Origin of the sequence: Herminiimonas fonticola, from assembly GCF_040395855.1 — a bacterium.
In the GTDB taxonomy this organism is placed as follows: Bacteria; Pseudomonadota; Gammaproteobacteria; order Burkholderiales; family Burkholderiaceae_D; genus Oxalicibacterium; species Oxalicibacterium fonticola_A.
Genome location: NZ_JBEBPO010000106.1, coordinates 1 through 7,522 on the forward strand (window position 1 = coordinate 1; position 7,522 = coordinate 7,522).

Annotated in this window: 9 protein-coding genes; 4 read left to right on the forward strand and 5 right to left on the reverse strand. The window is 52.1% G+C overall.

What is annotated here, in order from left to right; all coding sequences use genetic code 11:
• Nucleotides 1–430 (reverse strand): hypothetical protein (locus ABWP27_RS11275; protein ID WP_353156770.1); only part of this gene is annotated, 430 nt, incomplete at its 3' end.
• A 14-nt stretch (nt 431–444) separates the two neighbouring features.
• Between ABWP27_RS11275 and ABWP27_RS11280 the strand changes: the two genes are divergently transcribed.
• Both ABWP27_RS11280 and ABWP27_RS11285 read left to right on the forward strand, forming a co-directional pair.
• Nucleotides 445–1,308: a FecR family protein gene (locus ABWP27_RS11280; protein WP_353156773.1), complete on the forward strand. Its 864-nt coding sequence runs from the start codon at nt 445–447 to the stop codon at nt 1,306–1,308.
• A gap of 114 nt (nt 1,309–1,422) precedes the next feature.
• Nucleotides 1,423–1,641: a hypothetical protein gene (locus tag ABWP27_RS11285; RefSeq protein WP_353156776.1), complete on the forward strand. Its 219-nt coding sequence runs from the start codon at nt 1,423–1,425 to the stop codon at nt 1,639–1,641.
• Nucleotides 1,642–1,733: 92 nt separating this feature from the next.
• On the opposite strand, the gene ABWP27_RS11290 is transcribed toward ABWP27_RS11285, so the two are convergent.
• The gene (locus ABWP27_RS11290; RefSeq protein WP_353156778.1) at nt 1,734–1,958 is read right to left on the reverse strand and encodes a hypothetical protein; all 225 of its coding nucleotides are present in this window, start codon (nt 1,956–1,958) and stop codon (nt 1,734–1,736) included.
• Between the two features lie 150 nt (nt 1,959–2,108).
• Complete coding sequence (locus ABWP27_RS11295; RefSeq protein WP_353156781.1) at nt 2,109–4,010, reverse strand: methyl-accepting chemotaxis protein; 1,902 nt, start codon at nt 4,008–4,010, stop codon at nt 2,109–2,111.
• 342 nt (nt 4,011–4,352) lie between these two features.
• Here ABWP27_RS11295 and pncB point away from each other — a divergent pair, with 342 nt between their 5' ends.
• On the forward strand, nt 4,353–5,546 hold the full coding sequence (gene pncB / locus ABWP27_RS11300; RefSeq protein ID WP_353156784.1) for a nicotinate phosphoribosyltransferase: 1,194 nt from the start codon (nt 4,353–4,355) through the stop codon (nt 5,544–5,546).
• 3 nt (nt 5,547–5,549) lie between these two features.
• On the opposite strand, the gene ABWP27_RS11305 is transcribed toward pncB, so the two are convergent.
• Nucleotides 5,550–6,293, reverse strand: coding sequence for an OmpW/AlkL family protein (locus tag ABWP27_RS11305; protein WP_353156787.1), 744 nt, complete (start codon nt 6,291–6,293; stop codon nt 5,550–5,552).
• 396 nt (nt 6,294–6,689) lie between these two features.
• Here ABWP27_RS11305 and ABWP27_RS11310 point away from each other — a divergent pair, with 396 nt between their 5' ends.
• Nucleotides 6,690–7,055 (forward strand): hypothetical protein, encoded by a 366-nt coding sequence (locus ABWP27_RS11310; protein ID WP_353156789.1) that lies wholly within the window; start codon nt 6,690–6,692, stop codon nt 7,053–7,055.
• 63 nt (nt 7,056–7,118) lie between these two features.
• Here ABWP27_RS11310 and ABWP27_RS11315 read toward each other — a convergent pair.
• A partial coding sequence (locus ABWP27_RS11315; RefSeq protein ID WP_353156792.1) for an FAD-dependent oxidoreductase occupies nt 7,119–7,522 on the reverse strand: 404 nt, incomplete at its 5' end.

Below are 7,522 nucleotides of genomic sequence, written 5' to 3' on the forward strand. Positions count from 1 at the left end.
CCGGCAGTGGCAAGATCATTATTAATTCCGGTGGCTCCGTTGTTGCGCATAACAGCACTGTAACCAAAAGAGATTCCACCACATCGCCACCGCCTTCAGCCGACATCTGTACCATCGCCCCGAACTCAGCGCTGTGCCAAGTACTTTCACCGCCAAACGCAAATGAGCCTGTGAAGCCTGTGTCGCAAATAATTAATTCAACAGTTAACATAATCAATGCAGCGACCAATAACGTGAACCCTGGTTCACCTCCGGCATTTGTTGCATCGCCGCCTTCTAGTACCGGAAGCACGAGCAGTAGTTCTTCGAGTGGAACGACAGGTTCAACAGGGTCTGCAGCAACAACATCGGCAGCCGATGATGGAAAAGCCGCAGACACCAAGAAAGACGATAAAAAATCCGACACTAAAGAAGTCGCATCAAATGACAAGAGTGGAACAAAAAATGAACCAGCTAAAAAAATGTACTGTAATTAAGTCGCTGCTGTTGCTGGCGTCGATGTGCGTCGCAGCACTTGCTTATGCTGCTCCTGCTGTCGGTACCGTCACGCATTTGAGCGGCCCATTGTTGGCGAAGAAAGCGGATGGCAAGATTCGTGTTCTGGGAGCCCAGTCTGCAGTTGAGGTCGGCGATACGCTGTCCACACAAAAGAAAGGCTATGCGCAAATCAGGTTCAGTGATGACAGCCTGCTCATCTTGCAACCGGACACGACCTTGACGGTCGACAAATTTTCATACGATGCGGCCAAGCCTGCAGCTGATCGCATCACCTTCACGCTGATCCGCGGCGGTGTGCGATCGAATGCCGGTTTGCTGGGCAAGCGCAGCAAGGATCGTGTGGTGTTGAATACGCCTGCTGCAAACATCGACATGCAGGACGCCAGCGTCATCGTGCAATATTACGAACAAAGTGCAGAAGCATTGGCTGCGCGCAGAGCTTATCTGTTGGCGAGCACGGCGGTGCTTGATGTGTCGATGATGACAACACGCAGCGATGCTCCGGTTGTAGCGGCAATCCGGCCATTGATGTTGGCGCAACTTACGCTTCCTTCACCGACTAGTGCCCGGGCACCTGGTTTGTATGTGCAGGTGCTAGACGGCCTGATTCATGTGACGAACCCATCCGGCACCTCGAATTTTGCTGCCGGGCAGTTCGGTTTTACGCCAAGTTTCAGGCAGCCACCTGTCGTCTTGCCGGTAAATCCAGGTATACCGTTCACGCCACCACCTGTATTCACCCAGTCCACTGGCCCCAGTACCTCTACGGGCCCGGCCAAACCGAATACGGTCGATTGCGAAGTGCGATAAATGTCGCATTGCGGCAATGCAGCGGATGTATGCAATCTCATCCAAATGGGAATATGAAATTGGTCGTAAAGCGACGTAAAATATCCGCATTCATTTCATGAACAAGGATGTACGATGAAACCGATTCCAGTGGATCAGATACAGATCGTCTGGTACCAGGATTCCATTTCCGGCGAAACAATGTCGTCCGGCGTTGGCGGGAAGACAGTTAACTTCTGGGTGCATATGGAATACTTCCCGCGAGAAGTAACGGAGGCGTATCTGATGGATGAGGGCGAGCCACGACCGCATCCGAAGGATGGCTGGTCGTATGCGCGGGGAATGTTGCGTTAAGATCAGACGTCAAGTGCCCCGTTTGCAGAGGCGCTTGAAAAATATTTGCCTGCCTCGCGATGGCAGATTTTCATGCAGGAAAATTCTGTAATTTATTTCGGGAACATGTCGAACGCTTCGCCGACTTTCAGCGCGACCAGATCGTATAGCGAATGACGTGGCTCAGGGCCGGATCGCTCGAAACCTTCTATCGTATCCGGCTCGACGCCTTCGGGTGGCGGTACAAACTGCATCCAGTCTTCATAGCCCGGATGATCCTTCAGGTTGCGATTGAGTTCATCCAGAAACTCTTGCGTGCTCAGTCTTTTTCCAGCCATGATGACCTCCTCGAAGAATGATTCATCTTAGCACGATGGCATAATCAATTTAAGTGCTGCTGCGCCATGAAGTTCGATAATTCCTGCGATGTCGGCTATGAAGCTGCGTAGTGGCATCGCGTCTTTTCATCGCAGGAATTCATTCCTGTCTTAGCGCTTATATACGCCGCAACCGATGATCAGATCCTGATATCTGTCGAGATACATGGACTTGGCTTCCACCTGTTTGGATATCGGGTTGAGGAACATGTAGTCTTGCCAGCCTTTGCCGCTGTTCTGAATGATGGCGACGCGTTCCCGAATGTACAGGTTGCCGGCACCGTCCTTGGCATCGATCATGTCCTTGCCGGCATTGCCCGGATTGGCGCCGTGTGCGAGATTGCGGCCGCTCATGTCGTAGACCACAACGTACAGATCGCGATCGCAGAACTGGCCGAGCTTGTTGTTGATTTCGGCGCAGGCTGCGTCCTTGCCGTTCTCGCGCATTGCTTCGATAGCCTTCATGACCATCTCTTGCGCTTCGTCGGTCGAGCCGTGGCTGCTGTTCTTGATCGTGAAGATGCTGACTACATTGCTCAATTCCGTGGTCTGATTTTGCAATGACTCTGCCGAAGCAGCGGCTTCTTCAACCAGTGCGGCATTTTGCTGGGTGACCTGATCCATCTGTGCAATGGCCTGATTGACTTGCTCGATGCCTATGCTTTGTTCGCGGCTGGCCGAACTGATCTCGCCCATGATGTTATCCACGCGCTGGATGCTGCTGACGACTTCATCCATCGTGGTGCCGGCGTGTGCCACCAGCTTGCTGCCGCTTTGTACTTTGCTGACTGAATCTTCGATCAGCGTCTTGATTTCACGTGCTGCAGCCGAACTGCGTTGCGCCAAGTTGCGTACTTCGCTGGCAACCACTGCAAAGCCGCGACCCTGTTCGCCTGCGCGTGCGGCTTCCACTGCTGCATTCAGTGCCAGGATATTGGTCTGGAAGGCGATACCGTCGATGACGCTGATGATGTCGGCGATTTTCTTCGACGATTGATTGATCGAATCCATCGTGTTGACGACTTCTGCCACTACGCTGCCGCCCTTGATGGCGACTTCGGCTGCGGTGTGCGCCAGAGCATTGGCCTGCTCGGCGTTGGCAGCATTTTCCTTGACGGTCGAGGTCATCTCTTCCATCGCGGATGCAGTTTGCTCCAGCGAGCTGGCTTGCTGTTCGGTGCGGGCAGACAAGTCCAGATTGCCGGCGGCGATTTCCTTGGTTTCGGTCGCCAGCGTTTCAGTGCCGTGACGGATATTCCACACGACGTTGGCAAGCCCCTGGCCTATGCTGTTGATGGCGCGTAGCAAGAGTCCGATCTCATCCGTGCGTTTGGTTTCCAGCCGGCTGGTCAGATCGCCGGTAGCAAGCTGGCGCGCCAGCTGCGTGGCTTGCGCAAGCGGGCCGGTGACGGTCTTGCGTATGCCGGCGTACAGACAGGCGGTCAGAATCAGCAAGGCGAGGCATGCGGCGCCTGCATAAAAATTACGCAGCGCCGTTGCTTCATGGATGAATTCATCGACGTAAGTGTCGCCGACAACAACCCATTTTTTGTCTTGCAGATAAATGAATGTCGCCAGGCGCTCGGGAGAACCGGCATCGGCGGGTGAGCGGTAATGAATTGCGCCCTCTTTTTTGTTCAGGATTTCCTTGATGAATTCACGGCCGTCGGTCGCCTTGTCTGCCAGGACGTTTTGTCCTTCCCTTTTTGCCGCAATGATCAGCTTGCCGTAATCCGGGCCGGCTGCAGCATCGAGCACATAGTAGCCACCGGTCTTGCCGACCTTGAGCGACAGCAGAGTGCTCTTGACCAATGCGGCGTCGCTGCTCATGCCCAGAACGAGCCTGCTCCTGGCCGCAACTTCTTCGGTTGCACGTTGTTCCAGCATGGCGCTGGTCGCCTGTCCGGTTGTCCATACAAAAATGCCGAAGACAATGGCAATCAATACAAAAGAGATGGTGGCAAGTTTTGCACCGACACCAAGTTTGGCTAGCTTACGTATGACCTTATTCATCGCTTACTTCCATTCATTGCTTTTGGTTGCACCCAGATTGCCGTGTGGCGATCATTCCCTATAGAAACATCATAACTGCATAAATGATGATTCCTGTCAGATTGGCGTTTGAACCAAAGTGAATTGTTGTGCATTGGCACCATGCAGGTGCGTCAAGTCTCAAGGCAAAATGAGTGAGATGGTTACAATCTGGTAATCCTGATCATTGGATAAAATGACCAGTCTGCAGCCGACTCTTTTTTATGTCCCTGTATTTTGTATCGGCACAATTCTTGAAAACAATAGCCATGCGGCCCAAGTCGCATGCCGGCTCGATCAACGCGTTTTCTTTCCGGACCCCTCATGCCCCCTATCGTAAATAGCCTGCTGGAAAACGATCTTTACAAATTCACCATGTGGCAGGCCTTGCTGCATAGCCATCCCGAGGCGCAGACGGAATATGAATTTGTTTGCCGCAATGCACCATCGTATCCGCTGAGCGAACTCAAGGCCGATGTGGAGCGTGAGCTGGATCATCTTTGTACGCTGGCATTTGGCGATGAAGAGTTGCTTTATCTGCGCAGCCTGCGGTTCATGAAAAGCGATTTCGTGGATTTCCTCACAGTTTTTCGCTTCCAGCGCAAATTCATTACGGTAGTGACAGATGGCCCGACGTTGCGCATACGCGCGATCGGGCCGCAAGTGCACGTAATGGGTTTCGAGATCTTCGTGCTGTATATCGTCAATGAGCTTTACTTCCGCCGTTTCGACCAGCAAGTTGCGCTAGTGGAAGCGCGGCGACGTCTGCAGGAAAAAATTTATCTGTTGCAAAATTTCGGCAAGGAAGCTGCCAGAAAAAATCCGTTTGAATTTTTCGACTTTGGTTTGCGTCGCCGTTTCTCTGCGGCCTGGCATGAAGAAGTGCTGGTTACGCTGGCAAGAGAAGTGCCACAGTATTTCACCGGAACCTCGAATGTGTATCTGGCAAAGAAATACGGTTTGACGCCTATCGGCACGATGGCGCATGAATATTTACAGGCCTATCAATCGTTCGGCGTACGTCTGCGCGATTTTCAAAAAGCGGCGCTGGAGGATTGGGTGCAGGAATATCGCGGCGATCTGGGTATTGCATTGACCGACGTGGTGGGGATGGATGCTTTCCTGACCGATTTCGATTTGTACTTTGCCAAACTGTTCGATGGCTTGCGGCACGATTCCGGTGATCCGGTCGAATGGGGAGAAAAAGCGCTGGCGCATTACGCCCGCCTGCGTATCGATGCGAGCAGCAAGCGGCTGGTGTTTTCCGATGCACTGGATCTGCCGCGTGCTTTGTCGCTGTATCGACACTTTGCGGACCGCGCGCTGACGGGCTTTGGAATCGGCACGAATCTATCCAACGATACCGGTATCCCGGCACTGAACATCGTGATGAAGCTGATGGCGTGTAACGGACAATCCGTCGCCAAGCTGTCCGATTCTGCAGGCAAGACCTTGTGCAGGGATGAGACTTTCCTGGCCTACCTGCGCCAGGTTTTTCATCATCCTGTGCTCAAGTAATCGTCAGAACTTGTAACCCAGCGAGAGGAAGGTTACATAAGGATCGAGAGTCAGGTTGGTCGTGTGCCGGGAGATGACAGTGCCGGCGGCGTTACGCCCGATAATTTCAGCGTCGGTATCGAGCGGAATATAGGCAACCGAGAAACCTAGCGACCATTTGGCATCAATGTTGTAGGTCAGGCCGATATTGTAGACAGGGGACCAGGATGAGCTGAGGTTGGCGGTTGCTGTGCCAGTTACACCGCCATTGTATGGAGCAGTAACAGCCCTTTGCAACGACGGAGACAAATTAATGCCGCTATACCAGACGCGTGTGCCGCCCAAGCCTACGAAAGGGCGTAGCTTCGAAGTTTTATCGCCGAAGTACCATTTCGCAATGACAGCAGGGCTCCATTGTTTGGCAGTGCCGATCTCGCCCAAGCCAGCCAACGAGCCACCACCGTCAAGATGAAATTTCGGTGGAATTCCCAAATCTGCAGTAAGCGCAAAGTTGTCTGTGAAAAAGTGGGTGAACGCAATGCCCAGCGTATCCGCATTGCCGACGGAAGCGCTACTGCCGGCAATCGGCGCAGGTGCTGGTGAAGTGCGCATGAGTGTCTGACTGGAATCATCCGTATATAAATGAAACCAGCCGACGTTGACGATGCTGTCGCCAGCGCTTTGTGCTGCAGCAGGCAAAGAAAAAGCCGCGGCTAATGAAAGGGCGGCAACTTTTGACAATACACGGAAAGGCAAAGGCGTTTTCATATAACTAGTCTCCTTTTATGGGCCAACCTATACATCACCTCTTGCAACGATGCAGTCTTGTAGTTAACAACCTATATAACGCAGATATTTTTCACGTTCGGGTTGCCACGTGTTTTGAAATAATAGCCTGATTTTTTGAACTTGCATGTGATGTATTACACAGATTGGTTTGTACGCAACATGTTTGGATATTGCGTGTTCACCAAACAGAATCAAATGTATATTGGGATAGGAATCCTGCTCGTCAGCGTCGTGTTTTTTTGATATGGCGATAAATCTTGTCTTGAAAATAAAAAATACCGTCTATAGACGGTATTTTTTATGGTGCATGATGATTTGCTTTATCCTCTCGCCTATAGATGCCTTGCGCATCAACCGCATTTGATAAAGCCCCTCATGAACAAGATAGAAGCAATCAAGCTGGTCAATCAAGACCTGCACGCCAACCTGCTTACCGAGCGCAACACGATTTTTTCCACGGTTGTACCTTATGCTGGCGATGAAGGCTGGTGGTTAAATATTCCGCTGTCCGGCTTTCGCCAGGAGCAGCATTTTTTGCTTTGTAGTGAAAGAGCCAAGGTCATCCGTCACATCAGGATCAAGGCCAATACCATTTTGAGTCCTGCGACCAGGTTCCGCAGCAAGGATCAGATGGCGGATGTCTTTATCTCGGCGAAGAATGCAAAGCGGCTGGTCGATACCTTGCCGGGCGGCAGCAAGTTCAGTTTCGACAAATATGTATTCGGTGAATACAGTTTTTGAAAAACACACAACCCAATAAAAAAGCCGCATCGCTGCGGCTTTTTTATTTATACGATCAAAGGTTTATGCAGGAACCGTTTCACCTTTGACTGCAACTACTTCTTCATCAGTATCCGAACTGCGGATCAGATGATCGAAGGCGCTCAACGCTGCTTTCGAGCCTTCGCCGACTGCGATCACGATCTGCTTGAACGGCACGGTCGTGACGTCACCTGCAGCAAATACGCCTGGCACCGAAGTCTGGCCACGTGCATCGACTTCGATCTCGCCGTGGCGCGACAAGGCAAGCGTGCCTTTCAGCCATTCGGTATTTGGTACCAGGCCGATCTGGATGAAGACGCCTTCCAGTTCGACTGACTTCACTTCTTCGGACTTGCGATCCTTGTAGACCAGACCGTTGACGCGTTTGCCATCGCCGGTAATTTCCGTCGTTTGCGCCGACGTGATCACGGTGACGTTGGCCAGGC

What these genes read in the sequence shown, in the direction of transcription:
- ABWP27_RS11305 (WP_353156787.1), bottom strand. Translation starts at nt 6,293, where the DNA reads ATGAAAACGCCTTTGCCTTTCCGTGTATTGTCAAAAGTTGCCGCCCTT.
- ABWP27_RS11290 (WP_353156778.1), bottom strand. Translation starts at nt 1,958, where the DNA reads ATGGCTGGAAAAAGACTGAGCACGCAAGAGTTTCTGGATGAACTCAAT.
- ABWP27_RS11295 (WP_353156781.1), bottom strand. Translation starts at nt 4,010, where the DNA reads ATGAATAAGGTCATACGTAAGCTAGCCAAACTTGGTGTCGGTGCAAAA.
- ABWP27_RS11280 (WP_353156773.1), top strand. Translation starts at nt 445, where the DNA reads ATGAACCAGCTAAAAAAATGTACTGTAATTAAGTCGCTGCTGTTGCTG.
- ABWP27_RS11310 (WP_353156789.1), top strand. Translation starts at nt 6,690, where the DNA reads ATGAACAAGATAGAAGCAATCAAGCTGGTCAATCAAGACCTGCACGCC.
- pncB (WP_353156784.1), top strand. Translation starts at nt 4,353, where the DNA reads ATGCCCCCTATCGTAAATAGCCTGCTGGAAAACGATCTTTACAAATTC.
- ABWP27_RS11285 (WP_353156776.1), top strand. Translation starts at nt 1,423, where the DNA reads ATGAAACCGATTCCAGTGGATCAGATACAGATCGTCTGGTACCAGGAT.